This is a genomic window from Marinomonas fungiae (assembly GCF_001418205.1).
In the GTDB taxonomy this organism is placed as follows: domain Bacteria; phylum Pseudomonadota; class Gammaproteobacteria; order Pseudomonadales; family Marinomonadaceae; genus Marinomonas; species Marinomonas fungiae.
In genome coordinates this window covers 298,655-324,630 of the sequence record NZ_LIQF01000002.1, presented here as the reverse complement: position 1 = coordinate 324,630, position 25,976 = coordinate 298,655, and the positions used below count along the sequence as shown (strand labels likewise).

Sequence of the window (25,976 nt, the reverse complement as noted above, 5' to 3'; positions counted from 1 at the left end):
ATCTCGTTAATCACTTGTCCTTTTTGGAGGCTCTCTATGAAAGCATTACTTATTTCTTCTGCAGCGGTTCTTGTCTCAACAAGCGTTATGGCAGCGGATTTCAAGGTTGACCCTGCACACTCATTTGTTACATTCGAAGTGGGTCACCTTGGTGTCAGTACCACTACTGGCCGATTCAATGAATTCGAAGGTTCTTTTAACTTAGCAGACGAGGGCAAATCAGGTAACGCAGAGTTCACCATTCAAGCCGCTAGCGTTGATACCAACCACGAAGCACGTGACAAGCACCTACGCAGCCCAGACTTCCTAGACGTTAAACAATTCCCAACGATCACCTTCAAAAGCACATCCTTTGATGGCGAAGAACTGAAGGGTGATCTAACCATTCACGGCGTAACCAAACCTGTTACTTTTGAAGTCGAAAAAGTTGGCGAAGGCAACGACCCATGGGGTGGCTACCGTGCAGGTTTCGAAGCAAGCACAACCATCAAGCGTAGCGAATTTGGCGTTTCTTACTTCATTCCAGGCGTAACCGATGAAACTGAAATCGACGTTTTCATCGAAGGTATTCGCCAATAATTAGGAGTCAACATGTACGAGGAAGCAGGTAACTCAAACCTACTTATGCTACTAAACACAGCGGTTTATCCATTTTTAGTGGCAGCGGTAATCACTTTAATTGGTAAGTTTAGCGCGCGCCTAAGTATCTTAGGTGTTGCAGCTGGCTTCCTCGTTGCTTTAAGCCTGATTCACACAGGCTTAAGCTTTCCACCGAGTAAAGCCTTAGATTTTCTGACCATTAGCGTAATTTTAGGCGTTACTATTAGCTTGGTAAGAGAGTTCAAATTAGGCGTTAAGACACGTAATACAATCAGCTTCATTGGGTTGCTGGTGAGTTTTTACCTATTACTCAATCCCGTATTACAACATCAATCACAGCTATTAAGTATGGCTTGGGCCAGCATCAGTGCGGCGCTGGTCATGCTAATGTTTGGTCTACAAAAAAGTACGGCCGCACCAAACCACTCGCAAGCCTCAATGGCCTCTTTAGCCATTATCTCTGCGGCCACGGCGCCAGTGGTTTCTATTGGTGGTAGCCTATTAATTGGACAACTACTAGGTGGTTTCGCTGCCAGCGTGGTGGGATTTGTGTTGGTGCAACACTTCGTCTGTAAACAACCTAGTTCAAATGCGCTTTTACTAGGTTCTTTTATTTTGGCAGGCTTACTTGCTCAAGCCCATGTACTTGCAGATTTGCCACTCTCAGTGATGCTGAACGCCTATCTTGCAGTGTCGGTTAATATTCTGAGCAATTTACGGATTAAGGAAGACGGTAAAGTGAGCACTACGATTATCGCCTTGATACCACAGATCCTAGTCAGTGGTGTTATTGCCGGAATCTCGTTGTGGTCAGTATGGCCAGAAAGCAGCTTATATTAAGCTGCTTTCTTGGTGTTACCTTACCCTTTAAAAATCGAGCGACTTGCGCGCCAAAAGGGCAGAATAAACCCCGCTATCAAACAGCAGATAAAACCAAACGACAATATATAGCCCACTCCCATCTGCGACATATCAACAAACATACTCATAAAAAGAATGTTCGGCAGCACAATAAACAGCCAACTACTGATCGTCAGCACCAAGCGCTCAAAACTGGAACGTAAATTCGTTTTCGCCAGTAACCAAGCACTAAAAAAAGTATAGACAAAGAGTGCGATGCAAAACCCAACGATACTCGAGACTGACACACCTTCCAGTGCCGGCCCATGCTGGGCGATGTCTGCAGGCGCTGCGGAGTACCAAACCGCCCCCGCTAAAAGCTGCAACGAATAGACCAATAAGATTGCTTTAAAGTTCACCGTTTAACCGCCTTAAATTTCTGTTTGCCACCTCAATTCGATGGAATGTTATACATGTCACGAATCAATGCTCTCAACACTGGGCGCCAAGAACGCTGCTTAATCCCATAATGACCAAAAATCTTACGGCAAGACAAAGATTGTCGCTTGATCTCAGTAGCCATCTCCAAAGCATTGGCAGTATCCCCCATCAGCTCTAAAGCACTTTGCGCCTTTGGATCGAACTGTCCAGCGGTCGTTAATACCGCTTCCACCAACCCCATCCAACTGATTTCTTCAGAGCAGCAGTAGTGGTACACGCCGGAATTGAGCGCTCCGTAGTGACGCTGCTTCACTACAGACAAAAGTACACGAGCCACATCAGAAACAGGCGTTGGACAACCAATCGCCGTATCGTGAAATTCAATGGGAGAGCCTGCACGGACCAGGTTAATTGTATTAGCAATAAAGTCATCTTGGGCGCCGCTGAATAACCAGCCGGTACGCAATACAATATGCCTCTCAGAGGAAAGCACCTTTTGCTCAGCCTCCACCAAACGACGAGCAAAACGACTGCGCGCATCAGGCTCATCAGTTTCCAAGTAAGAAGACTCTTTTTCACCCAAGAACACCTGCACGCCACTCAGCATGTAAAACAGCGGACAAGTATCGCGTAACACTAACGTCCCCAATAGCTCTAAATACTGGTCGTAGTCATTCTGCAAGGCGCTTCGTAGCGAATAAGCATCGATAATGGCATCACAATACTGTTGATCCAATACCGAAGAAGACACCTTAGCCAGCACTTCATGACAAGGCACTTCTAGCCAGTCGAAGTCGTAGTCATTGTCGTAATATTGACGAATAGCACGACCTAACTCAGTATCACTTCCTAGTAGCACCACTCGCATCGGTGCATTGATATTCTCTAGAGTTGTCAATTTTTAACCTTATGCCAATTGGGCAACACTCGTTGTAAGTTAGCGCAGGTATTCTGTGCAACTGCTAACACAGACTGCTGACGCAATTCTGAAACCGTTTGCGCGACATCCAGTACTCGCAGGGGGGTATTTATTTGACCTTGATGGCCACAAATAGGCATATCTGGGGAATCCGTTTCCAAAACATAATCACGATCATCTAACGCCTGCAACACACGTCGCGCTTTTTGTGCTCTTGGATAGGTCACCGTCCCACCAATACCTAGCACGAAGCCCAAGTCAATAAAACGCTTCGCTTGCTCTAAGCTACCATTAAAAGCATGCACGATTCCGCCTTGGGAAAACTTGCTTTGACGCAACAGTTTCAGCAGATCGTCTTCACTTTTTCGCGCATGGAGAATCACAGGCAGTGACTGACTACTCGCGATTGCAAGCTGGGCCAAAAAGACTTTCTGCTGTAACCTGTAATCCGGTAAATTAGGCCACTTATCTAGCCCTATTTCCCCCACTGCAACAACCTTGTGCTGTGCTAGACAACACTCTAATCGCTGCAAATCACTCGACTGGTAATGCGCTAAAAAATAAGGGTGTAAACCCAATGCCACCTTAATGGCTGGATAGTCCTGTTGCAGCGCTAAGACATCAGACCATGAAGCAGATGCCGTACTGGGCACGAGAAATTCCGCGACGCCAGCTGCCTGACTCTGATGTATCAGACTAGCTAAATCATCGAATACAGGAAAATCTAGATGGCAGTGACTATCGATAAACATGCACAAAGATTACATGATCAGACTTGAACACTCTAGCAGGAAGATAGGTAGGAATGTAAAAAAGCCGCGCATTTAGCGCGGCCTTTTTGTAAAGCTTTGTCAGAATAAAATTAAAGCTTTGGACCAGCGTTAATAATTTCTTCCGATACCGTCTCAAACTTCTTGAAGTTCTCAACGAATTGCGCAATCAAGCCTTTCGCCTGCTCATCGTATGCGGCTTTGTCTTCCCAAGTATCACGAGGATTCAACAGCACAGAATCCACCCCTTCAACTTGAGTTGGCACGTCTACATTTAGTTGCTCTAGATGAACCGTTTCAACGTCTACTAGGGCTCCAGATTGGATTGCAGCAATCACAGCACGCGTTGTTGGGATGCTAAAGCGTTTTCCGCCTTTACCATGAGCACCACCAGTCCAACCAGTATTTACTAGGTAAACTTTACTACCGAATTCTTCAATACGCTTAATCAGTAGGTCGGCGTACACATCGGCAGAACGCGGGAAGAATGGCGCACCAAAACACGTAGAGAAAGTAGATTTGATACCGCTACCCGCACCCATCTCAGTAGAGCCTACTAGCGCTGTGTAACCGCTTAGGAAGTGATAAGCAGCCGCTTCTTTTGTCAAGATAGACACAGGCGGCAATACACCAGTCAAATCACAAGTCAGGAAGATCACGGAATTCGGTTCGCCAGCGCGATTGTGCTCTGAGCGCTTATCAACACTTGTCAGTGGGTAGCCCGCACGACCATTTTGCGTTAGAGAAACATCTGTGTAGTCCGCGTGACGCTGACCATCCAACACTACGTTCTCAAGAACTGTACCGAATTTGATCGCTTTCCAAATCACCGGCTCATTCTTTTCAGAAAGGTCGATGGTTTTGGCGTAGCAACCACCTTCAATGTTAAATACCGTTCCTTTACCCCAACCGTGCTCGTCGTCACCAATTAGGAAACGAGATTCATCGGCAGAGAGGGTTGTTTTACCGGTACCAGATAGACCGAAGAACAAAGTTACATCGCCTTCACTGCCTACGTTCGCCGCACAGTGCATTGGTAGCACATCTTGCGCAGGCAACAGGTAGTTTTGCACTGAGAACATGGCCTTCTTCATTTCACCCGCGTAACGCATGCCGGCAATCAGAACCTTACGTTCTTTAAAGTTTAAGATGACGCAACCATCAGAGTTAGTACCATCGCGCTCTGGCTGGCATTCAAATGTTGGAACGTTCAAGATTTTCCATTCATTTTTCGCCGCTGGGTTGTAAGACTCAGGATCAATGAATAGATTGCGACCAAACAAATGTTGCCAAGCCGTTTCAGTTCGCATCTGCACAGGGATGTAATACTCATCGCCAGCACCAACATGAACTTCTGATTGGTAAGACTTTTTCGCATCTAGGTACGCTTCAACGCGATCCCAAAGCGGTGCGAATTTTTCTTCAGGAAATGGGCGATTTACTGGACCCCAATGAATCGTATCTTTTGTTGTATCTTCTTCAACAATGAAACGATCCATAGGAGATCGACCTGTACGAGCACCAGTTTCTACAACTAGAGCGCCAGTATCTGCCAGAACACCTTCACCATCAGCCAACGCATTCTCTACTAGCTGAGCGGTATTTAAGTTACGTAGGATTAGGTCATTAGTTCTATTGTTCATACTCTATGGTCCTCTGAACAAAAGGTTACACATTTTTTTAATAGTTATTATTGGGGATGGATCTATAGTAACAAACGAATCTAAAAAAACATATTGATATAACAAAGTGTTATTTTATTTCAACTCAACACAACCAAAAACGACACTTAAGTTGTTGATATAGCTAAGCTTTAGGTTTGAATAGATGATAGATAGATTAATATTTAAACTGTAATAATAAAATATTTATGAAAATAAATTACAGTTTTGTTTTTATATTACATTTTTCTATAGCGTAAAGTTATATAGCCTGTGGTTTACGTATTTTTTAGAACTAACGACTATTTCAGGATTATTGCTCGAAATTACGCGAATTCTCGACTAAAATCCCCGCTGAAATTATTAACTTCCACAATAATTCAACTTTTAACCTGCCCATAAGTCAGGCTTGAAAGCCCAGGTTCATGGTAGGATTCTTTCTAACCTTCCCCCTGTTCGAAACAAAGGTAGACCTAAAGCTATGCAAAACGTGAATCAGAGCTGCAACATCGGATTCGTTGGACTAGGTGTCATGGGTAAAAACTTGGCCCTTAACCTAGCCGACCACGGTTATCGCGTTGCGGGTTTTGATCTCGACAAAGATAAAGTACAAGACGTACTGGCAACTGAAGCCAAAGAGCGTCCTGACTCCGTCGACGAAGCGAGAATCATTGGTTGTGACAACATTAAGCAAATGCTCGATATGCTGGTTAGCCCACGCGTTATTGTGGTTCTAGTACCAGCGGGTGACCCAGTGGATGCGGTTTGCCAAAACTTGATTGAAGCAGGCCTGAACCCTGAAGACATCGTTGTAGATTGCGGCAATAGCCAATGGACAGACACTATTCGCCGAGAAAGCCAGTACAAAGATCAATTCAAATTCTTTGGTACAGCCGTATCGGGTGGGGAAGTTGGTGCTCGTTTTGGTCCTTCTCTAATGCCAGGCGGTGACGCAGACTCTTGGAAATACCTGCAGCCAATGTGGGAAGCGGTAGCAGCCAAAGTCGATGCCAACGGCAAGCCTATTGAAACTCGCACACCTGGTCAGCCTGTTAAAGAAGGTGAACCATGTACCGCCTACTTAGGCCCTAATGGTGCCGGCCACTATGTTAAGATGGTCCACAATGGCATCGAATACGCGGACATGCAGCTTATTTGTGAAGCCTACCATTTACTTCGCTCTCTACTGGGCTACGAGCCAGCAGAAATCGGCAAGTTATTTGAAAAATGGAACCAAGGCGTTCTGAACAGCTACCTAGTAGAAATCTCCGCCGACATTCTACAGCAGTACGACGCTAAAACAGGCGCGCCGCTGGTCGACATGATTCTGGACAGCGCTGGCCAAAAAGGCACAGGACGTTGGACATCAATTAGCGCTACACAAATGGGCGTGCCTGCAGGCATTATCAGTGAATCTGTCTACGCTCGCGCGCTGTCAACTCTGACAGCAGAACGTGAGAAAGCCTCTAGCTTCCTAACCGCAGACATCGACTTCTCCGAAATCGATGCTGATGCCGTTGTACAAGCCATCGAAAACGCACTCTACTGCGCCAAGATTTGCGCCTACGCACAAGGCTTCCAGTTAATGCGTGCTGCGCAAGCAGAATATAACTGGGAACTGAACTTTATCGGCATCGCTAAAATTTGGCGTGGTGGTTGTATCATTCGTGCCTCTTTCCTACAAAAGATCGCCGATGCATTTGAGAAAAACCACGAGCTGGAAAACCTATTACTAGACGACTACTTTGCTAACGCGATGGCAGAGAAACAAAAAGGTCTACGTGATGCAGTGGTATTGGCCGCTCAGTCAGGTATCCCAACACCGTCATTCTACTCTGCCCTAGCTTACTTCGATGGCTACCGCTCAGAAGTGCTACCTGCGAACTTGCTTCAAGCACAACGGGACTACTTCGGCGCTCACACTTACGAGCGTATCGATGCTGAACCGGGTGAGAAATTTCACACCCATTGGCAGGAAGAAGGCCGCCCAGAAACAAAAGTAAAATAAGCTTTTGTAGTGCCTCTCAGCTCATACTAAAAGGCCCGCTTAGCATGCTAAGCGGGCCTTTTGTTTGCTGAAAAAAAGCCGCCAAAGGTTTATTCTCCTTTAGGCTGCTGCTTCTCAATAGCCGTTAACATGCCACGCAACATGCCTACTTCCTGTTGATCTAATTGTGAACGTTGAAACAAGCGACGGAAACGGGTCATGACCTGACGTGGCGCTTTAGGATCCAGAAATTCAATGTCTCCTAATACTTTCTCAAGGTGACCAAGCATGTAATCCAGTTGCTCAGAAGTCGCTGCTGGAACATCCCACTTACTCTTTACAATTGGACCGTCCTGCAAGCTCAACTCTTGCATACGCAGTTCGTAAGCAATCACTTGCACCGCAGCAGCTAAGTTCAGTGAACTAAAGCCTTCTACCGATGGAATATGAACATGGTAGTGGCAACGCTGTAGCTCTTCGTTGGTTAAGCCTCGATCTTCACGGCCAAACACAAATGCGGTTTTCAGCTGCTCTTTAAAAACCAAATCCGCTGCCTGACGAGGATCCACTAGTGGCCATGGTATATGACGTTCACGGGCGCTCGTACCAATTGCCAACTGGCAATCTGCGATCGCTTCCTCTAGGGTCGCAACAATTCTAGCATTGTCCAAAATATCGGTTGCGCCAGAGGCACGACTGACCGCTTCATCATGAGGGAAAAGCTTGGGATCAACCAATACCAGTTCACTCAATCCCATGTTTTTCATGGCGCGTGCTGCGCCACCAATGTTGCCGGGATGGGACGTATTCACCAGCACGATTTTAATGTTTTGTTGCATATCGACGTTATACCAATGTTCTCAGGTGCAATAAGGACACCATGGTATCAGAGAATTAACAATAACCCAGCATTTGAACAGAATTTAACCACTTTTTAGCTAGATTAGTCTGAGCTTTTGGGCTAGAATTCGCGCCCACTGAAATTGATGCGTAAACAGTATCATTGCATCAAACACGCTCTTTAACACTTTAACCGCAACGAACTGTCCACAAGACAGTAGCTGCCCTATTGATTCAATATTGGTATCCCATGCAACCACGAATTAATGTCGCTATGAAAGCGGCTCGCGCTGCCGCAGACTTCATCATCCACGCGCAAGAAAAAATGCTTTTTGACAAAGAAGCAGGTCAAAATGCTGCAGAAGTTTATCAAAACGTATGCACAGGCGCAGAGCGTAGTATTGTTCACCACTTAGAAAAAGCTTACCCAGCAGACAAGATTACTACTCGTCTACAGGGCACCGTTCAAGAAGGTAAAGAAGGTGAATGGGTGGTAGATGCAATTCAAGGCCAGCACTTGTTTACTCGTGGTCTATCTGGTTACGCAATCACTATTAGCTACCTAGTTGCGGGTAAAGTGGAGCATGCTCTACTAGTTAACCCATCTACTCGTGACGAGTTTTACGCAAGTAAAGGTCGTGGCGCATACCTAAACAACTCTCGTATTCGTACTGGCGCTGCACGCTCTCTTGAGAACACTACGCTTGCGACTCAGTTCCCTGGTACGGAAAATACGATTGCCTACGCAACAGGCCAATTTAAAGTACTAGAAGAAGTAGCCAACAAAGGCGCACGTGTTGTTATGCAGGACGCTCCTGCAACGATGCTAGCAAACGTTGCGGCAGGTCGTTTAGACGCTGCTTGGGGTCTTGACCTACGTGAATGGGAAGTACAAGCGCCGCTATTTATCGCGAAAGAAGCTGGCTGCCTATTTGCTGGCTTTGATGGCGCGCCAAACTACGAGACTGGTAATGTACTGTGTGCCAACCCTCGTCTATTCAAATACTTGCTACCAATCCTAAACAAGCAACTCGGTGCGTAAGCCCTGTGGTTTGATTGCGTTCAAAGCATAAAAAAGCCAGCTCATTCGAGCTGGCTTTTTCGTTTCAAGCTAAAACACTTACTTCGCTTTGTAGATGTTCTCGTAGCAGTAGTTGGTTGCTTCAACAAAACCATCCACACTACCACAGTCAAAACGGCGACCTTTGAATTTGTATGCCAACACACAGCCTTCTTGGGCTTGACGCAAAATCGCATCGGTAATTTGCACTTCACCGTTGGCACCTGGTGGTGTTTCGCGGATCTTTTCGAAGATATCCGGTGTTAGGATGTAACGCCCAATGATCGCTAAATTAGAAGGCGCATCTTCTTTCTTAGGTTTTTCCACCATGTTAGTAACACGGAAAATATCATCACTAATGGATTCACCCGCAATCACACCGTACTTGTGCACCTCATCTTCAGGCACTTCTTGAATAGCCACAATCGAACAACGGAACTGTTTAAACAGCTTCGCCATTTGCGCCATCACACCATCGTATTCGCCACCAATGCATAGGTCATCGGCCAACACTACACCAAAAGCCTCATCACCAATTAATGGCTCGCCGGTTAAGATCGCATGACCCAACCCTTTCATTTCATGTTGGCGAGTGAACGAGAAATTTACCTGATCAATGATTTTACGAATACCAACTAAATACTCTTCTTTGGCCGTGCCAGCAATTTGGTGTTCAAGTTCGTAACTGATATCAAAGTGGTCAGCGATGGCGCGTTTACCGCGACCGGTTACAAAAGTAATGTTATCAAGACCCGCTTCAACCGCTTCCTCAACACCGTACTGCACCAACGGCTTATTAACGATAGGAAGCATTTCCTTTGGCATAGACTTCGTTGCAGGTAAGAAACGCGTGCCATAACCCGCTACAGGGAACAAACATTTACGAATCATAATCTTTCCTTATAAAACAAGCTCACAGGCCGCCTATCCAATACCGCACGGCAGACCCCAATAAAATAACACTGTTCGAGTGGCACTCTGAACAACCTGAGTTAAAAACTCTAACACAGGGCTTCCCAACTCATATCCATACTCTAAAAACAGCATGGGAAACGCCAAAGTAGGAAAAGAGAACTGGGGTTGCCACTCTACAGCGTCTCTTAAATGTGTACCCTTATTATCGAAGCATAGACCGTGCCAGACTCTTTAATGCGCAAGATTCGAAACTGCACATCGCTCTTAAGCAAGACCATACTCTTTACTCAGGGAAACTTAGTGGAACACATCATAAACTCAACCGAGCTTCCCTGAACAGAGGCGTTTGACAATGTTCACAAGTTTTACAACGGACTTACTTAGAGATTACTGACATCAGCGAAAACGCCCTATAACTTCATTTCAACTTCATTAGACTGTGATGTATTAGGGGTGTTTACATCTGCTTCAGAGAGCATTTCTGCTGCCACCACAGGCGACATGGCAATCCCCACATGCACATGATCGCCCTGCTCTTCCACTGTGATTGGCGCGGCCTTAGCGCGAATACGTGTCCAAGCAAAAGCAGCCATCGCTAGATTCATGCAGGCAATCATGACAAACAACGCATCGAGATGCAGGAAGTCCATCATCGCCGAAGCCACCAACGGTCCTAAAACACCACCAGCGCCATTGAGCAAAATCAAGCCACTACTGGCCGACAAAATCTGCTCTGGGCGTAAGTGATCATTTAAATGAGAAGACGATAGAGAATACATCGGGAAAGTGAACGCACCGACCAAGAACATACCGATCATCATGACAACCAAGCTCTCCATACCGTGACCGATTGGTACGACCAACGCCGTAATACCTGCCACAACGCCCACCCACAAAATAGTCATGCGACGATCTTGGTTATCAGAAAACTTGCCGATTGGCCATTGCAGCAACATGCCACCAATGTAGCTAGCCCCCATAAAAATGGAGATTTCCGCCACATCTAAACCGATACTTTTACCATAGAGCGCCCCTAAGCCAAGGATCGCCCCAGAGGTAATCCCAGCCACAAAAGCGCCGCTTGCACCTAACGGCGCAGCCTTGATGAGTCCCGCCAAATTAAGCTTCTCTGGTACTTCGATCGTAGGGGATGGGGTACGCACCAGCAGTAACGGTACCAATGCCATAGAAATCAAGACGGAAGTCAGAATGAAAAGGCCATAACCACTTGGAGAAGAGACGTTTAACAAGAACTGGCCGAGGGTTTGGCTGGCCCAAATTTCGATAATATAGATCGAAAACAAACGCCCGCGAGTATTATTGGTTGCAATACCGTTTAGCCAGCTTTCCGTAACAATAAACAAACCGGCATAACATAAGCCTGTCCCCATCCGCATGCTCATCCAAAACCAAGGATTCACGACCACAGATTGCATCAGAATAGTGACAGAGGCCAAGGATGCTACCGCTGCAAAGACACGAATATGACCGACATTCTTTACCCATATCGGGACTAAAATCGAACCTAAGATAAATCCGACATAGTAGGACGACATGATCAAACCTGTGGCCGTCGTATTGAACGCTTCAATTGAAGCTCGGATACCAATCAACGAACTTTGCAACGCACTGGCCATCGTAATAATGGCCACCCCAAACAATAGGCTCCAAATCGGTAGCAAGGTTTGTTTAAACACGAATCGCACTCCTAGGATTCACAGCGTTATCAACATGTGTATAGCATACACTGTGTCACTAAATCCTTTAACTGTATAGGGAATTGTTCACGCAACTCACATGCAGCACGACCTTGTTTAAACAGCAAACACCGCAGAGCAATGCGCTGCGGTGTTTGGCGTTAATCATAAAACATCAACAAAACAAGATTACTAATTTTTACCGTGACGTTTCTTACCATGCTCGTCTTGGCAGGCTTGCTTTTGCTCCTGCTTAAGCTTGGCGTACTTCACTTTTTGTTCAGCGCTTAATAGACTCACCATCTGATGTTCGGCTTGCAGTTTTTTCACCATCATACTGGCCTGCTTTTGCGCTTTACCATCCGCTAATTTTTGTGCTGCCTTTTCGTCGAACGAGTCTGCCATGACCAGTTTTTGCATGTCAGCTTGCTGTTTTTGTCGCTCGGCCATCATCCCTTCACCGTGCTGCTCGAAATACGCCTTCATTTGCTCACGGTTCGCCTGACGCAAAGCTTTGACTTCAGACTTTTGCTCATCGGTTAAATTCAGCTCGGCCATCAGAGCCGATTCATCACCACAAGCACCGTGTCCTTTTTTAGCGTGACTACCTTTATCACCTTGATGACCATCTGCGTAGGCAGCAGAGCCTAGGAACAGTGGTAATGCTAGCGCAGCAGCGATTAGTTTTTTATTCATGTTCATCTTCAGTACCTCTATCAATGGGATGTCGTTTGGCTGATGTCTCAGCGCTTGAAGATAGAATAATTCGCGCAAGGTAAAGCGCTGTCTGGCAAAGGTAAAGTATCGTAAAGACAGGACAGCCTGAGGCGTTTCTCAGTACACTTAAGACAATTTTTTTGCACAACCCGACACGCGAGACATTCATGGCCCATATTCTTCTTATCGACGATGACGTAGAACTGACTGAGCTACTGACCGAAGTATTCACCTATGAAAATTTTACGGTATCAGTCGCTCATGACGGAGAAGCTGGATTAGCGATGCTCACTCCGCAGATCGATCTGATTCTGCTGGATGTGATGATGCCTAAGCTGAACGGTATCGACACCCTACGTCGCTTACGAGAGCATTCAGATACACCGGTGTTAATGCTGACCGCTAAAGGCGAAGAGATTGACCGTGTTGTCGGACTAGAGCTTGGTGCGGACGATTACTTGGCGAAACCTTTTAGTGAACGAGAGCTACTGGCGCGCATGCGCGCGATTTTACGGCGGGTACAAACTCGACAACACTCGCCCCATGCCGATGTCATTGAATACTTCGATATCAAACTTTATCCCGGCAAGATTGAAGCCTACTGCGACGATACGTTACTGGAGTTGACCAGCACCGAGTTTGCGCTGTTGCATCACTTCTTGTTACATCCGGGCCAAATTTTGACGAAAGAAAGTCTGAGTCTCGATGTGCTGGGCAAACGCCTTGCGCCTTTTGACCGTGCCATAGATATGCACGTCTCCAACCTACGAAAAAAACTCCCCGATTGGGATAATGGCAAACCACGAATCAAAACACTTCGTGGCCGTGGTTACTTACTCACCGAAGGCGATAGTTGATGCGTCTACCCAAAATCACCAACCTTTACGGTCGCATCTTTGCCATTTTTTGGTTCACCATGTTTTTGGTATTGATGGCAGTGCTGTCATTACAGCACCTTGATCCACGTAAAATGACCGATGTACCAAAAGACCACTACCAGCGCTTACTTGAGATACGAGACCGCATCGAAAAACAATTTGCCGATCAAAACGATATTAAAAGCATCGTTTGGCAAATCAAACAACGCACCGATGAACGTCACCAACACAATGCACATGGCAATGACGGCGGTTTAGAGCTGTTTATTACCGACGCCGAAGGCAATCTATTATCCCCCTACGAGCATCGCTCAATGAGTGCGCGCGCACTGCGAAACTTTGTCACGAATATTGAAGATGACAAGGTGCCGCAGCAACGATTGTATGGGCGCTTTCTATTGGCAGGTCCAATGCCCATCCAACTGGCTAACAGCGATTACGTGCTGTATGTCGGTATTAAATGGGCACGCCCGCCGAGCTTTTTAATCCAACTGTTTGATCACCCCTTCCAGCTGTTATTAGTCACCATGTTGATTAGTACACCGTTATTATTATGGCTCGCATGGGCGTTAAGCCAGCCCGCACGCCGTCTTGAAAAAGCCGCTCAACGGGTGGCTCGTGGTGAATTTAGCATTGACCCAGAGCTTGAAAAAGGCAGCACCGAATTCCGACAGGCTGGCGCCAGTTTTAATCAGATGGTAGAGGCGGTGAATCAAATGATTTCTCGTCAACAACGCTTACTGTCAGACATTTCCCACGAATTGCGCTCCCCCTTGACGCGACTCGGTATGGCGAACTCTCTGGCCCAACGAAAACTCGGTCAAAGCCCCGAACTGACACGCATTGAAACTGAAGCACAGCGTTTAGAATCCATGATTAGCAACCTATTAGAATTGTCACGCATGCAGGTAGATAGTCATAATCAGCGAGAGCAGCAACCGCTGCAAAGCCTATGGGAAGAGCTACTTAAAGACACTCAATACGAAGCTGAGCAGATGGGAAAAAACCTTACCTTTTCCCACATCCCTGATCGTACGATTCTATGCCATCCGCCACTCTTGATGAGTGCTTTGGAAAATATTGTACGCAACGCTATTTACTACGGTAAATCGAACATTCTCGTGACCCTGACTGCAGACCATCGACAATTGACTATCCTCGTCGAAGACGACGGTGACGGCGTCGAGGAAGAGGAACGAGAAGCCATCTTCCGCCCCTTCTATCGAGTCTCTACCGCCCGTGATCAACACTCTGGCGGCACAGGCTTAGGACTGGCTATTACCGAGAATGCGATCCGTCAGCACAATGGCAGTATTCGCGCGCTCAGAAGTGATCTAGGCGGATTGAAAATAGAAATTAAACTGCCGCTCGTCAGCTAAAAAGCACAATTCAATTAATACAAAAGTGGCTTTAAATCTTCATTTAAAGCCACTTTCTTCTCCTATCAGCAAAATTTCAAGCTAACCAAACATGGTATTGGGTAGCACCAATACAATTTGCGGGAAAGCCATCAACAAAGCCACGGCTAAGATCATCATCAACCAGAATGGCAACACGCCACGGAAGATATCACCCAACTCCACATTCGGAGCGACCGATTTCACAATAAACACGTTAATTCCCACCGGAGGAGAAATCAGCCCCATTTCAAGGGTCAACACAGTGAGCACACCAAACCAAATGGGATCAATGCCTAGCTGCATTATGATCGGAAAGAAGATCGGCAAGGTCAGCACCAACATCGCAAACCCTTCCAAGAAGCAGCCCAGCACCAGATAAATCATTAAGATTAAAATCAACGTCCCAGTCACCCCAAGATCCAGCATCGACAAAAACTCACCGACGGCCGTGGGGATATGACTAAGCGCCATAAACGGATTAATCATGTGTGCAGCAATCAAAATTAACATCACCGTAGCGGTCGTGACTACCGCATCGCGGGCCGCTTTCCACAGCATTCTTATGTTTAAAGAGCGACTAACAAAGCCCACTAAAATGACAAAACCTGCCCCCACGGCCGCTGCTTCAACAGGTGAAAATAAACCACCGTAGATGCCGCCAATCGTCAGCAAAATCACCGCCACGATCGGACCTGCGCCAAGAATCGCTTTGCTCTTTTCTTGTAAATTCGTCTTTGGTCCCGCGGGACCAAAATCCGGTTTGAAATAGCAAATCACCATGATCATGACGATGAACAGTAGCAGCAACAGAATGCCCGGCAACACGCCTGCTAAGAACAAGCGCCCAATGCTTTGCTCGGTTAAGATGGCATAGATGACAAAGCCTGTAGACGGCGGAATCAAGATTCCCAAAGTACCACCCGCCGCCACCACACCCGTCGATAAACGAGTGTTGTAGTTAAAACGATCCATCTGCCCAAGCGCTACCTTACCCATCGTCAAGGCTGAGGCCACCGACGAGCCCGATAACGCGGCAAAACCACCACAACCAATCACCGTCGCGGACGCTAAACCGCCTCGAAATTGGCCAATAATGGCATAGGCCGCATCGTATAAGCGTTGGCTCATACCCGTGACGGATGCCACATTCCCCATCAGAATAAACAACGGAATCACCACTAGCTCAGGAGACGACGCTAAGGTAAAGCTCTCTGAGGCTAATAAGCTAAACGCCGAGCGACTACTGTCCAGAATGGTAATGCCAGCGAAGCCTACCGCAAACATGGCAAACGCTACGGGTACGCGTAATACCAGCAACACAAACATGATCAGAATACCGAGCATGCCAATCATTGAAGCACTCATACTGCGCCCCCCTTACGTACATCACGTCCCGAAAAAGTGAGCTCTATTGCGCGCAGCAATATACCTATTGCCGTTAACAACGCGAACACTGACAAACCATTTTGAAACCAGACTTTTGGCAGGCGCAGCAAGTTGGTCGACAAGTTCAACATGGCAGATAGCTTGGCACTTTCATTCACCGCGTAGGCAATACCAACAAAGATGACGACACCCAATAAAGCAGCAAGAATATCAATGACACGGTTCAGCCAAGTAGGATAGGTACGCTCAAACAAGTCCACAGAAATATGGCCACCTGTGCGATCACAGATGGCCATAGCACCAAATACCACCACCGTCATCGACATGGTAATAATGTCCTGCGAGCCGTACATGGGCGAACCAAAAGCCCGCCCAATCACGTCCACAAGGATCACCAACATAATGAAGATCAGACCCAGCGCTCCGATTGCAGCGGACAGGCTAATTAGCCCATCCGCCAGCTTTCTAATGGTGATCAGCATACTTAATTGCCTTGCATCGCCGCTAGGGCATCTTCACCGTCAACGCTTTTCACATAGCTATTTACGACACCGGAAACCGCCTTAGTAAAGGCCTCTTTTTCAGCATCGGTTAGCTCGACGATGGCATTGGCACTGTCTTCGCGCGCGGCTGCTAACGCGGCATTAGCCGTGGCTAGCCAAGCATCTTCGGCACTTTTCGATAACTCAGCACCGCTGGCTGCGTCCACCGCTGCCTGCTGATCCGCACTAAGGTCGCTATAAACCTGCGCATTTAACACGGTAAAAAATGCCAAACGTCCTAGTGGTGCGCCGAGAGTTAAGGCATCGGCCACTTCGTCCAATTTAAAGTCTTTCAAAGTGGATGCGCCCGTAATTACGCCGTCAATCAAACCGGTTTGCATGGCGTTATACACTTGGCTAATAGGCATTTGCACTGGCGTAGCACCTAAGGCTTTTGCCACCTCTGCAGCGGTAGCCCCAGCGACACGCACTTTCAGCCCTTTTAAATCTTGCGGTGAACGAATCACTTTGTCTCGCATAATGAAAATGTTGGGCTCAGACGTCCAAAGCGCGAGCGGTTTAGTGCCTGGGAATTCTTGGCTAAGGTTGTCATCAAATGCACGCCACAACGCTTGATAGCCTGGCATGTCTTCTGGAATTGCCCCCGGTAACTCAGCAATCATGGTTTTACCAAATTGTGAGGAGGTATAGCCAGGTAAGCCCCACGCCATATCCGCAGCGCCTTGTAGTACACGAATGTATTGCTCTGCAGGGCCCGAGCCCAACTCGCCGCCATGATAACCACGTACCGTCAACGAACCATTGGTCGCGGCAGATAAGTCATTGTTTAGTTTTTCAATGACTGAGGCATTAATGGTATGAAATGGTGGTGTGAAGTTGGCAAACTTTAGTTCTTCGGCAACCACTTGGCTGGTCAATACAATCGCCGTCGATGCGGCAATAAGCAGTTTACTGACATTCATATGATGACTCCCATCTTGATCTTAGTGCCCTAAAAGGACGTTTTTTATTTTGGACCGAAGGACGAAGCTTATCTGTGCAGCGCCCTATTTTTAAAATTCATATGTTGGCGGCCAATTAGGCGTTTTTGATCAACTCCCTTTGAAGTGTAGTTCAATCGATCCTTGCCTCTTGGCAATTAACCATTCGCCATCGACCTTTTTTAATTGATCAACAAAGCGGCCAATAAACACGTTGGCTTTGGCCATCACTATCGTCTCGATATCCGGCGCTTTTTGCTCACCAGAAAAAAGTACCACTCGGGATACCACGGTCGCGGACAGCGAATCATGAACTGTCACTTCCATATTGCTCAAGGCATGACAGGTTTCTTTGCTTGGACGCTCGGTAAACGATTTCAGGATCGCCGCCCGTCCTTCGATTTTGTCTAGTGGTGCGCTCGGGCGATACAATACGGCATCTTCGCTGTAGCACTCAGACAGCTCTTGCCAGCGGCTTTGGTCCAGTAAATTAATGGAACGCGTCACTAATTTCTGACATTGCCATTCGATCAACATAGTGTCTAAATCAGCGCTTTTCATAAGCCTCACTTCCTTTCTCTAACCAAGCTTGCATCGCCACGGCAACTTTTTCCGGGTCTTCCACAGGGGCCATGTGGCCCACGCCTTCAACCACTACCAGCTCGCTACCAGTGATGGACTCTTGCATGGCTTGATGCTGTGCCGCAGGGCTCCAAGTATCCTCAGTGCCAGATAGCAGTAATGTTGGCACCGTAATCGTGGCTAAAATGGCCTGCGCATTAGGGCGATTCAAAAGAGCGTTTATTTGCCCAGCAAACTGCTCTACAGAGTAAGCACTCACCATCCCCTCAAGCTTCACCATTAAAGCACTATTCGACAGCCCCTTAGATGACATCATCGGTCTTAACCAATCCACGGCAAGCGCCTTGGTGCCCTGCTCTTGCGCAAGCTCAAGTAAGCGTATACGCCCGGGGACTTCTTTCTCAGATTTCGGATGCACTCCGGTATTCAGCAACGCCAAATGAGTCACACGCTCGGGTGCTAAGCGGTACACTTCCAACGCCACCCGAGCCCCCATGGAATGACCAGCTAAAGCGAATTCACCATGAACCTGCTCTAATACATGCTGCGCCATGGCTGTTAAGTCATCAAAGCCAGCAAAGCTGATAATGCTGACATCCGCAATTGCTTCTAGCCGTTTAGCTACCTCTTGCCACACCAACTCATCGCAAAGCAGGCCAGTTAGACAGACTAGTTTCGGTTTCATTGGGACACCTCTTCTTCAAAAATAATGTGACCCAGAGCCGTATTAGAGACAGGAACGTGATAATGACGATGCACCTCTTTGACCTTGGCTTTAAGTGCGCCACGCATAATCAGCCACATCACCATTTCACAGCCTTCGGTACCCGACTCACGGATGTACTCTACCTGTGAAATCCCTGCTAAACGCTGGTAGTCGTCCGCTAAACTGTCCATAAACGCGATATCCCAAGGCTGATTGATCAAGCCTGCTCGCTCTCCAAGTAGTTGATGACTCATGCCACCAGTCCCCCACACTTGGACGTTCAAATCTTCGGGAAATTGTTCAATCGCCTCTCGAAGCGCTTTACCTAATGCCAAACAACGCTCACCCGTGGGCGCAGGATAGACCACTGTATTCACCGCCAAAGGAATGACCCGACAAGGCCACTCTTCGACCTCACCGAATACCATAGACAGCGGTACTGTCAGACCATGATCCACATCCATTTCATTCACGATGGTCATATCAAAACCTTGCAAGATAAGCGATTCCGTTAGGTGCCATGCCAGTTCTGGAGCACCTTTTACGATGGGCACAGGACGCGCGCCATAACCTTCATCAGCAGGTTGAAACGCTTCAGCGCAGCCAATCGCAAAGGTCGGGATAAACTTCATATCAAAAGTCGTGGCGTGATCGTTGTATACCAAAATGACCACATCGGGCTGTTGCTCTTTGATCCATTGCCGAGTGAAGTCAAAGCCCGAGAAGACTGGCGCCCATTCAGCTTTATGACTATCGCCAATATCCATAATGCGTCCCAATAAAGGGATATGAGAGGTGCCGAGTCCCGCATGAATTTTTGCCATTACTGCTGCTCCTTACGATAGCGATTCCCTTCCGGTGAACGACCACCGTTACGCATCATATCAAGGTACTCTTCGGTGCTGAGATCCGTCATGGTAGACACTGCTGCGGCGACGCTTAAGCCGTCGCAGGAGCTGATTTTGACGAGGTAATAGATGTTGCCGCCAAGGGCAATAAGCTGGGTAAAGTCCCGAGCCAATACGGCTTGTTTCTGAGCATTCGTCAGTGGGTAGCGGTCTAGGTAAGCGCTTTCATTATGCTTAAACGCTTCTCGGTTCGCGGCTTTCATTAACGACATGCAAAATTGATTCAAATGAAACCCTTTGCGCGCCATGTTGCCATCAAATACCGTGGTACCAGGTATATCGCTGTAGTTGTTATTATTAGAATTCATACTCTTCCTGCTTCAGCCTAAAGATGTATTAGTACTTTCCATTAAAACTACACAGCCAATTTGCATCTGTCCTATGCACTTTTATAAACATTCTTTAAAATTTGGTTATATCTTAAAATCAATGCGCGTCTAGGCAGGCAATCAGGACAACACCCATGCATCACAGTACCAGCGGAACACCTCTCACATTGAAGCAATGCCGCGTCATCCGTGAAGTAATGAGAAAAGGCTCGGAACAAAGCGCCAGTGCCGCACTGAATCTCAGTCAATCCAGTGTGTCGCGGTCACTAGCGCAAGAAGAGCAAGCGCTTGACGTGAGTATTTTCACGCGGGGCTGGAGCGGCGCCGAGCTGACCGCAGATGGCGAAGTGGTGATGGCCACTTGCGATGCGCTACTCAATGCGATCCTTGAGGTGGAACAACACCTGCAGAAAAGTGCTCACACCGTTTTAACCCTAAGAAATCATCTGGAATGGCGCCATTTGATGGTGGCCGAAGCCGTGTGTCGCTTAGGCAGCGCCTCGGTGGCAGCGGAAGTGCTTGGCATCACGCAGCCAGCGGTCAGCAAAACCCTTAAAGAATTGGAAAATATGGTACGACAGCCATTATTTGCTCGACTGCGTCATGGGTTAACACCACAGCCAGCGGCCAAGGAGCTGGCTGCCCTGTATCTTAGAGCCCAGCCAATTGCGCAGTCTCTGCACCAAGCGCTGCAATCCCGCCCCAATGAATTAAATGGCCGCCTCTCTGTCGGCATGCTCTCGTTTTCTTGCCAAGACATAGTGCCGATTGCCTTTGCTTCCATTTTTAAGCGGCATCCACGCATCCGCTTACAAGCCATGCAAGGCCCTTATCACATGCTGGCAAATGCCTTGGTACAGGGGGAAATTGATTGCTTTCTAGGGTTATTAAGAACTGGGCCGATTCATCCAGATTTGATCGAGATTCCTCTGTTACATGCGCAGTACACGCTGATCGCCCGAGCCGATCATCCCGTGCATCAAAAGGCGATGGGGCTTAAGGACTTAACCGATGAGCGCTGGATTGTGGCACGCCACGGCACACCGATTCGAGAATATTTTGAAACGCTATTTCACAGTATCGATAACAAACCACCGATCCAAGCATTAGAGATGCTGACGTTTGCGTCTTCAGAAGAACTGGTGATTCATAGTGATGCCATCGCTCTGCTATTTTACGACGACTGGAATATTCAGCGGCTAAATCCGCGGCTCAAGCAAGTGCCAATCGACCTGCCTTCGCCGGATTGCACCATCGGCATTACGCTTCACAAAGCGCACCAATCTGCGATCATTGACACCTTTATTGAGGAACTTAAGGCGGTTATCAAGCGCAAAATAGCTTGGGTTATTCCAGCTGAGTAATGAGCCAATCACTCAGCTCAGCCATCCACATAGCATATTGCGGGTAGGTGTTCTTAAGTTGATCCACTGCGTCGACCACATTGGCGACATTATAATGAACACCTTCTAAGCGCTGCGTTAAATTTTCCAACGGCGCTGGATCTAGCATATCGGTATATACCGTGGCCTGCTTGATGATGCCTTTCTCTACATCTAACAACAGCTCTACACCGCCCCATTCAAAGCGCTCTTCTAAACTATGAGTAAAGGGTGGCGTCTGACCAAAGTTCCAGTCCCAGCTACTTTGTAGGGCAAAACGCTCACTAAAACCGGGCAGATTTTGAAAATGCTCAGGAGCAATCAACTCCGGTTCAACATGCTCGCCGTAATACTCAGAAAAAGCCGCGATAATCGCATCGCACACCATGTCATGGTCAATATCAGGCTTAATCTGGTTTAAATTGGTCACTCGAGAGCGTACCGAAGTAATACCTTTGGCTTGCAGCTTTTTCTCATCTGGATTTAAGTAATCCCCCAAACGCTGCATGTCTGCACTCAATAACAAGGTGCCATGATGAAAGCCTCGATCGGCTGTTTCACGGTAAGCGGAACCAGAAAATTTCTTAATCACATCGCCTTCCATCACCACCAGATCATTGCGCCCATTGGCTTGACCTTTAATACCTAACTTTTCTAAACCCGCCAGCACGATATTGGTCGACACCTCTTTATCGTACTCGGGCTTGGGTGCCATAAAGGTAAAATTAGTATTACCCAAATCATGGAACACCGCACCACCACCTGTCTGACGTCGAGCCAACTTTACCGCATCTTGTTTCATACGCTCAGTATTGCATTCACGCCAAGGATTTTGAGCACGACCAATCACAATCGTCTCCGCATTGCGCCACAAAAATAACACCCGCTGATCCGCAGGCATGGAACGAAAAATCGTATCCTCCACCGCCAAATTAAACCAAGGATCAAAAGTCGTCGAAATCAGGATACGTGTCTTATGCATAACTACTCGCTTCCGTGTGCCAAATGAGAGAAGAGTGAATCGGGGCCACTCATTGAATTAAAGCACAGTGCTCAGAAAAACAGCCAGTAACAATTAGTTAAAAGCCCAGCCTCGACTAAGCTTGTACAACCTAGAAACCAGCCCCAGAAAACTTTCTCACATGAATAAACATCTAGAAGCCTTTCTGCTTTGATTTATTAGCCAAACGTATAATAAAGTCACGTATCTCCCAACAGCCATGACCAATCGCCCTCTTTGAGTGCTTAAGGAAGAGCCGAATGATTCCGAACTACCAACAAATCATGCAACCGCTATTGCAAGAGCTTGCCTCGCAACCTGGCCAAGACGTTCGCGTTCGAGACCTCGTCACAGCGATTGCCGACCACTTTCAGCTATCCGATGAAGAGCGCAATGAGTTTTTTGCAAGTGGCAATCAGCGAATCATAGATAACCGTGTTGCTTGGGCTCGTACCTACCTCTTAAAAGCGGGGCTGATCGACAGCCCTAAACGAGCCCATCTAATCATTACTGAGCGTGGCCTTGAAGCCCTCGCAGCCAACGTCGATATCAACAATGACTACTTGAAGCAGTTCGACGAATTCCAAGCGTTCAAGAACAAGAGTAATGAGATTGAGAGCACAGATAGCAGAGATTGCACCTCTGCAATCCAACAGAGCGACGAGGAGATTACACCCGATGAAGCATTAATTAAGGCTTACCATCGTATTAACCAAGCCCTTGAAGAAGAGCTGTTAACACGAACCAGAAACGTCTCGCCGGCGTTTTTTGAGCAACTGCTAATCGACCTCCTACTCGCAATGGGCTACGGCGGCACAGGCGAAAGCACCGCCCATGCCCTCGGCCAGACCGGTGATAACGGTGTCGATGGCGTGATCAACCAAGACCCGCTGGGGGTCGATCAGATCTACATCCAAGCCAAACGCTATGCCGCAGGCAACAACGTCAGCTCTAGCGACATACGAGACTTCTTTGGCGCGCTTAACTTGAAGAGAGCTCAGAAAGGGCTATTTATCACCACCTCCGACTTCACGGCCTCCGCGATCAAAACCGCCAATGACCTTGGCTCACGCATCGTGTTAATCAACGGACAACAACTTGCGAAGCTTATGCTGCGCTACAATATCGGCAGTAGAAATGAGCAGACTCTTCATCTTAAGAAGATCGATGAAGAGTTTTTTGAGGGCTAAAACATGTCAGGTCGCTATCAGAGTTTGAATCCTCAAAAAGGCCTTATATGGCGCATCGTCCACGTAAGCAACATACCTTGGATTTTAGATAATGGTCTTTATAGTGCGAATTCAACTGTTCAGTCACCTAACTACCAAGCCATTGGTAATCCCGAGCTGATTCAAAAAAGAACACAAAGGGCTGTCCCTATTGAGCCATACGGAACACTAAGTGATTACGTTCCATTTTACTTCACGCCGTTTTCTCCCATGATGTACAACATCTTTACTGGAATAGGCGTAGCAAAACGACGCAACGAAGAAATAGTAATATTGGTTTCATCAATCCCAAAGCTACTGGAAAACAATATTCCTTTCGTATTCACTGATCGACACGCTTACACTCAGTTGGCAGAATTTTTCAATCAATATAACGACTTAGTTAACCTAGACTGGAACATTCTGCAAAATAGAGATTTCCAACGGGATGCAAACGATCCAGAAAAAATAGAGCGCTATCAAGCGGAGGCACTTGTCTACCAACACCTTCCTGTTCAAAGCTTATTAGGCATTGTTTGTTATACTGAAGATATTAAGCTTCAACTAGAGCAAGCTATTCAGGTAAGATCGCTTGCCCTAGAGGTCCACAAAATGACGCAATGGTATTTCTAATATGATTCATTACACACAAGGTAACTTGCTCGACGCAGAGGTAGATGCCCTAGTTAACACGGTAAATACCGTAGGTGTAATGGGCAAAGGAATCGCACTCATGTTTAAAGAGCGTTTTCCTAAAAACATGAGTATCTACGCTCAAGCATGTAAAGCTAAACAAGTACAAACAGGTAAGATGTTTGTTACATCAACAGATGAGCTCACTGGCCCGCGATGGATCATAAACTTCCCAACAAAGCAGCATTGGCGCAGTCCATCTAAAATGGAATGGATTGTAGAGGGACTAAAGGACTTAAGGTCATTTATTATTGAGAGCGATGTTCGATCTATCGCTATTCCTCCTTTAGGCGCAGGCAATGGACAGCTCAACTGGACAGATGTAAAGCCTCAAATTGAGCAAATTCTTTCTGACTTGGATAACGTGGATATCTTTATCTATGAGCCCACATCCCAGTATCAAAATGTGGCTAAACGCAAAGGCGAGCTCAAACTGACGCCTGCTCGCGCCATGATTGCAGAGCTTGTGCGTCAATACTGGACGCTGGGGGTCGAGTGTAGCTTACTAGAGATTCAAAAACTCGCTTGGTTCTTGGAGCGTTCTATCGAGCGCCACCCAGAATTACCAAGTAACCCTTTAGAATTACGCTTTAGAGCTAATATTTATGGCCCTTATGCCGACCGCCTTCGTCATGTGTTAGAGCATCTAGACGGCACTTATCTAAAGTGTGAAAAGCGTATCAGCGACTGTGATCCGCTTGATGTGATCTGGTTCGACGACGCGCAAAAAGAACGCCTCGAGGCTTATCTGAAAAGCAGTGAAATGAAGCCATTCAGCTCGGCATTGACTGAAACGATTCAGCTGATCGATGGTTTTGAAACCCCCTTCGGCCTTGAGCTACTTTCTACACTGGATTGGCTAATCTATAAGGAAGATATTGAACCGAGCAAAGCAGCGTTAATTGACGGTATCGGCAAATGGCCAGCTGGTGCAGGCGCTGCGGCGCGAAAGAGTAAAATCTTTCATGAAAAAGCCATCTCGGTGGCACTTGACCGCTTAAAACCTTTCTATCGACTTGAGCTTGCGTAAGTCTGAACTAGAAAGGTGGCTCCCTAGTCGCCTTTCTATCTCATCGACTCTGATGTAGCTTTGGTTTGCTTTCTAAAAGCAGTCATTGCGCGCTTATTCTCAGTAACATCGCTGTTATCAGCTTGCTCACTGCCACAAAAATCACACTTGGCCAAGCGGCTTTTGATCTTGCTTGTATGACCTTCATAATCAACATCAATCCACTCGACGATTGCTTTCAAACTCCCTTTCTCACAAATTTGGCAGGTTTTGTTCATAGGTTCTATCTCCAGCCTATTGAGTAGTTACCGTGTAAATCAGCTCAATTTATCAATTTGATATTGATATATTTGCCTTGTGTACTTATCGTTCACATATCTCATCTACCATGTGTAGAAGGAGTTACGGCACCGTCTCCAGTAGGGGGCGATGCCAGCTTTATACCCCTCCATTTCGTTTCCGGCTTCACTCTTTCGTGATCATATTCAATATAGAATGCCGTCCAAGGCAGGATATAGTCACCTCTGCCGTCTAATACAACCAGATAATCTTCGTACCAGATATG

General features: G+C 47.0%; 27 protein-coding genes. 10 read left to right on the top strand and 17 right to left on the bottom strand.

All coding sequences use genetic code 11. The features are described 5' to 3' along the window. The first annotated feature begins 36 nt into the window (after positions 1-36). Positions 37-579: a YceI family protein gene (locus ASC49_RS03980; protein WP_055461924.1), complete on the top strand. Its 543-nt coding sequence runs from the start codon at positions 37-39 to the stop codon at positions 577-579. A gap of 12 nt (positions 580-591) precedes the next feature. Then, positions 592-1,440, top strand: a complete 849-nt coding sequence (locus ASC49_RS03975; RefSeq protein ID WP_055461923.1) for a hypothetical protein — start codon at positions 592-594, stop codon at positions 1,438-1,440. 20 nt (positions 1,441-1,460) lie between these two features. Here the strand turns inward: ASC49_RS03975 and ASC49_RS03970 are convergent, their stop codons facing one another. The 4 genes from ASC49_RS03970 to ASC49_RS03955 all read right to left on the bottom strand — a co-directional run bounded on the left by ASC49_RS03970 (position 1,461) and on the right by ASC49_RS03955 (position 5,213). Next, entirely contained in the window at positions 1,461-1,859 is a 399-nt protein-coding gene (locus ASC49_RS03970) for a hypothetical protein (protein ID WP_055461922.1), read from the bottom strand. 32 nt (positions 1,860-1,891) lie between these two features. Beyond that, on the bottom strand, positions 1,892-2,779 hold the full coding sequence (locus tag ASC49_RS03965; protein ID WP_245624627.1) for a sugar nucleotide-binding protein: 888 nt from the start codon (positions 2,777-2,779) through the stop codon (positions 1,892-1,894). Further along, positions 2,776-3,552, bottom strand: a complete 777-nt coding sequence (locus tag ASC49_RS03960) for a TatD family hydrolase (RefSeq protein WP_055461921.1) — start codon at positions 3,550-3,552, stop codon at positions 2,776-2,778. Before ASC49_RS03960 ends, ASC49_RS03965 begins: the two co-directional genes overlap by 4 nt. Before the next feature lie 110 nt (positions 3,553-3,662). Beyond that, positions 3,663-5,213: a phosphoenolpyruvate carboxykinase gene (locus ASC49_RS03955; RefSeq protein WP_055461920.1), complete on the bottom strand. Its 1,551-nt coding sequence runs from the start codon at positions 5,211-5,213 to the stop codon at positions 3,663-3,665. Between the two features lie 499 nt (positions 5,214-5,712). Between ASC49_RS03955 and gndA the strand changes: the two genes are divergently transcribed. Continuing rightward, positions 5,713-7,239 carry an NADP-dependent phosphogluconate dehydrogenase gene (gene gndA / locus ASC49_RS03950; protein WP_055461919.1) on the top strand — a complete coding sequence of 509 codons (1,527 nt, stop codon included), beginning with the start codon at positions 5,713-5,715 and terminating at the stop codon, positions 7,237-7,239. Positions 7,240-7,328: 89 nt separating this feature from the next. Here gndA and ASC49_RS03945 read toward each other — a convergent pair whose 3' ends face one another. Beyond that, positions 7,329-8,057, bottom strand: a complete 729-nt coding sequence (locus ASC49_RS03945) for an RNA methyltransferase (protein WP_055461918.1) — start codon at positions 8,055-8,057, stop codon at positions 7,329-7,331. Positions 8,058-8,308: 251 nt separating this feature from the next. On the opposite strand from ASC49_RS03945, the gene ASC49_RS03940 reads away from it, so the two are divergent. Beyond that, a complete protein-coding gene (locus tag ASC49_RS03940) occupies positions 8,309-9,100 on the top strand; it encodes an inositol monophosphatase family protein (protein ID WP_055461917.1) in 792 nt (263 codons plus the stop codon). A 78-nt stretch (positions 9,101-9,178) separates the two neighbouring features. Here ASC49_RS03940 and galU read toward each other — a convergent pair whose 3' ends face one another. From galU to ASC49_RS03925, 3 genes are all read right to left on the bottom strand, one after another. Continuing rightward, positions 9,179-10,009 carry a UTP--glucose-1-phosphate uridylyltransferase GalU gene (gene galU, locus ASC49_RS03935; RefSeq protein ID WP_055461916.1) on the bottom strand — a complete coding sequence of 277 codons (831 nt, stop codon included), beginning with the start codon at positions 10,007-10,009 and terminating at the stop codon, positions 9,179-9,181. A gap of 434 nt (positions 10,010-10,443) precedes the next feature. Next, a complete protein-coding gene (locus tag ASC49_RS03930) occupies positions 10,444-11,730 on the bottom strand; it encodes an MFS transporter (RefSeq protein WP_055461915.1) in 1,287 nt (428 codons plus the stop codon). A 192-nt stretch (positions 11,731-11,922) separates the two neighbouring features. Continuing rightward, positions 11,923-12,426: a Spy/CpxP family protein refolding chaperone gene (locus tag ASC49_RS03925; protein ID WP_162265194.1), complete on the bottom strand. Its 504-nt coding sequence runs from the start codon at positions 12,424-12,426 to the stop codon at positions 11,923-11,925. Between the two features lie 188 nt (positions 12,427-12,614). Between ASC49_RS03925 and ASC49_RS03920 the strand changes: the two genes are divergently transcribed. Next, positions 12,615-13,304, top strand: a complete 690-nt coding sequence (locus ASC49_RS03920) for a response regulator (RefSeq protein WP_055461913.1) — start codon at positions 12,615-12,617, stop codon at positions 13,302-13,304. Further along, on the top strand, positions 13,304-14,704 hold the full coding sequence (cpxA, locus tag ASC49_RS03915; protein WP_055461912.1) for an envelope stress sensor histidine kinase CpxA: 1,401 nt from the start codon (positions 13,304-13,306) through the stop codon (positions 14,702-14,704). Before ASC49_RS03920 ends, cpxA begins: the two co-directional genes overlap by 1 nt. A gap of 81 nt (positions 14,705-14,785) precedes the next feature. Here the strand turns inward: cpxA and ASC49_RS03910 are convergent, their stop codons facing one another. The 7 genes from ASC49_RS03910 to ligA all read right to left on the bottom strand — a co-directional run bounded on the left by ASC49_RS03910 (position 14,786) and on the right by ligA (position 20,098). Continuing rightward, positions 14,786-16,090, bottom strand: coding sequence for a TRAP transporter large permease (locus ASC49_RS03910; RefSeq protein WP_055461911.1), 1,305 nt, complete (start codon positions 16,088-16,090; stop codon positions 14,786-14,788). Next, positions 16,087-16,593, bottom strand: a complete 507-nt coding sequence (locus ASC49_RS03905) for a TRAP transporter small permease (protein WP_055461910.1) — start codon at positions 16,591-16,593, stop codon at positions 16,087-16,089. Before ASC49_RS03905 ends, ASC49_RS03910 begins: the two co-directional genes overlap by 4 nt. Before the next feature lie 2 nt (positions 16,594-16,595). After that, positions 16,596-17,576 carry a TRAP transporter substrate-binding protein gene (locus tag ASC49_RS03900; protein WP_055461909.1) on the bottom strand — a complete coding sequence of 327 codons (981 nt, stop codon included), beginning with the start codon at positions 17,574-17,576 and terminating at the stop codon, positions 16,596-16,598. A 129-nt stretch (positions 17,577-17,705) separates the two neighbouring features. Beyond that, positions 17,706-18,155, bottom strand: a complete 450-nt coding sequence (locus ASC49_RS03895) for a nuclear transport factor 2 family protein (RefSeq protein ID WP_055461908.1) — start codon at positions 18,153-18,155, stop codon at positions 17,706-17,708. Next, on the bottom strand, positions 18,142-18,861 hold the full coding sequence (locus tag ASC49_RS03890) for an alpha/beta fold hydrolase (RefSeq protein WP_055461907.1): 720 nt from the start codon (positions 18,859-18,861) through the stop codon (positions 18,142-18,144). Before ASC49_RS03890 ends, ASC49_RS03895 begins: the two co-directional genes overlap by 14 nt. Next, positions 18,858-19,706 carry a class III extradiol dioxygenase subunit beta gene (locus tag ASC49_RS03885; protein WP_055461906.1) on the bottom strand — a complete coding sequence of 283 codons (849 nt, stop codon included), beginning with the start codon at positions 19,704-19,706 and terminating at the stop codon, positions 18,858-18,860. Before ASC49_RS03885 ends, ASC49_RS03890 begins: the two co-directional genes overlap by 4 nt. Beyond that, positions 19,706-20,098: a protocatechuate 4,5-dioxygenase subunit alpha gene (ligA, locus tag ASC49_RS03880; RefSeq protein ID WP_055461905.1), complete on the bottom strand. Its 393-nt coding sequence runs from the start codon at positions 20,096-20,098 to the stop codon at positions 19,706-19,708. Before ligA ends, ASC49_RS03885 begins: the two co-directional genes overlap by 1 nt. A 155-nt stretch (positions 20,099-20,253) precedes the next feature. Here ligA and ASC49_RS03875 point away from each other — a divergent pair, with 155 nt between their 5' ends. After that, positions 20,254-21,483, top strand: coding sequence for a LysR family transcriptional regulator (locus ASC49_RS03875; RefSeq protein WP_055461904.1), 1,230 nt, complete (start codon positions 20,254-20,256; stop codon positions 21,481-21,483). Here the strand turns inward: ASC49_RS03875 and ASC49_RS03870 are convergent. Then, entirely contained in the window at positions 21,467-22,483 is a 1,017-nt protein-coding gene (locus ASC49_RS03870; protein WP_055461903.1) for a lipoate--protein ligase, read from the bottom strand. The genes ASC49_RS03875 and ASC49_RS03870 overlap by 17 nt on opposite strands. 278 nt (positions 22,484-22,761) lie before the next feature. Here ASC49_RS03870 and ASC49_RS03865 point away from each other — a divergent pair, with 278 nt between their 5' ends. From ASC49_RS03865 to darG, 3 genes are read left to right on the top strand one after another with little or no spacing between them, the layout of a single operon-like run. After that, entirely contained in the window at positions 22,762-23,691 is a 930-nt protein-coding gene (locus tag ASC49_RS03865) for a restriction endonuclease (protein WP_055461902.1), read from the top strand. A gap of 3 nt (positions 23,692-23,694) precedes the next feature. After that, complete coding sequence (gene darT / locus ASC49_RS03860) at positions 23,695-24,342, top strand: type II toxin-antitoxin system toxin DNA ADP-ribosyl transferase DarT (protein ID WP_055461901.1); 648 nt, start codon at positions 23,695-23,697, stop codon at positions 24,340-24,342. 1 nt (position 24,343) lies between these two features. Further along, complete coding sequence (gene darG, locus ASC49_RS03855; RefSeq protein WP_055461900.1) at positions 24,344-25,432, top strand: type II toxin-antitoxin system antitoxin DNA ADP-ribosyl glycohydrolase DarG; 1,089 nt, start codon at positions 24,344-24,346, stop codon at positions 25,430-25,432. A 35-nt stretch (positions 25,433-25,467) separates the two neighbouring features. Here the strand turns inward: darG and ASC49_RS03850 are convergent, their stop codons facing one another. After that, positions 25,468-25,689, bottom strand: a complete 222-nt coding sequence (locus ASC49_RS03850) for a hypothetical protein (RefSeq protein WP_055461899.1) — start codon at positions 25,687-25,689, stop codon at positions 25,468-25,470. Positions 25,690-25,976 lie beyond the last annotated feature (287 nt).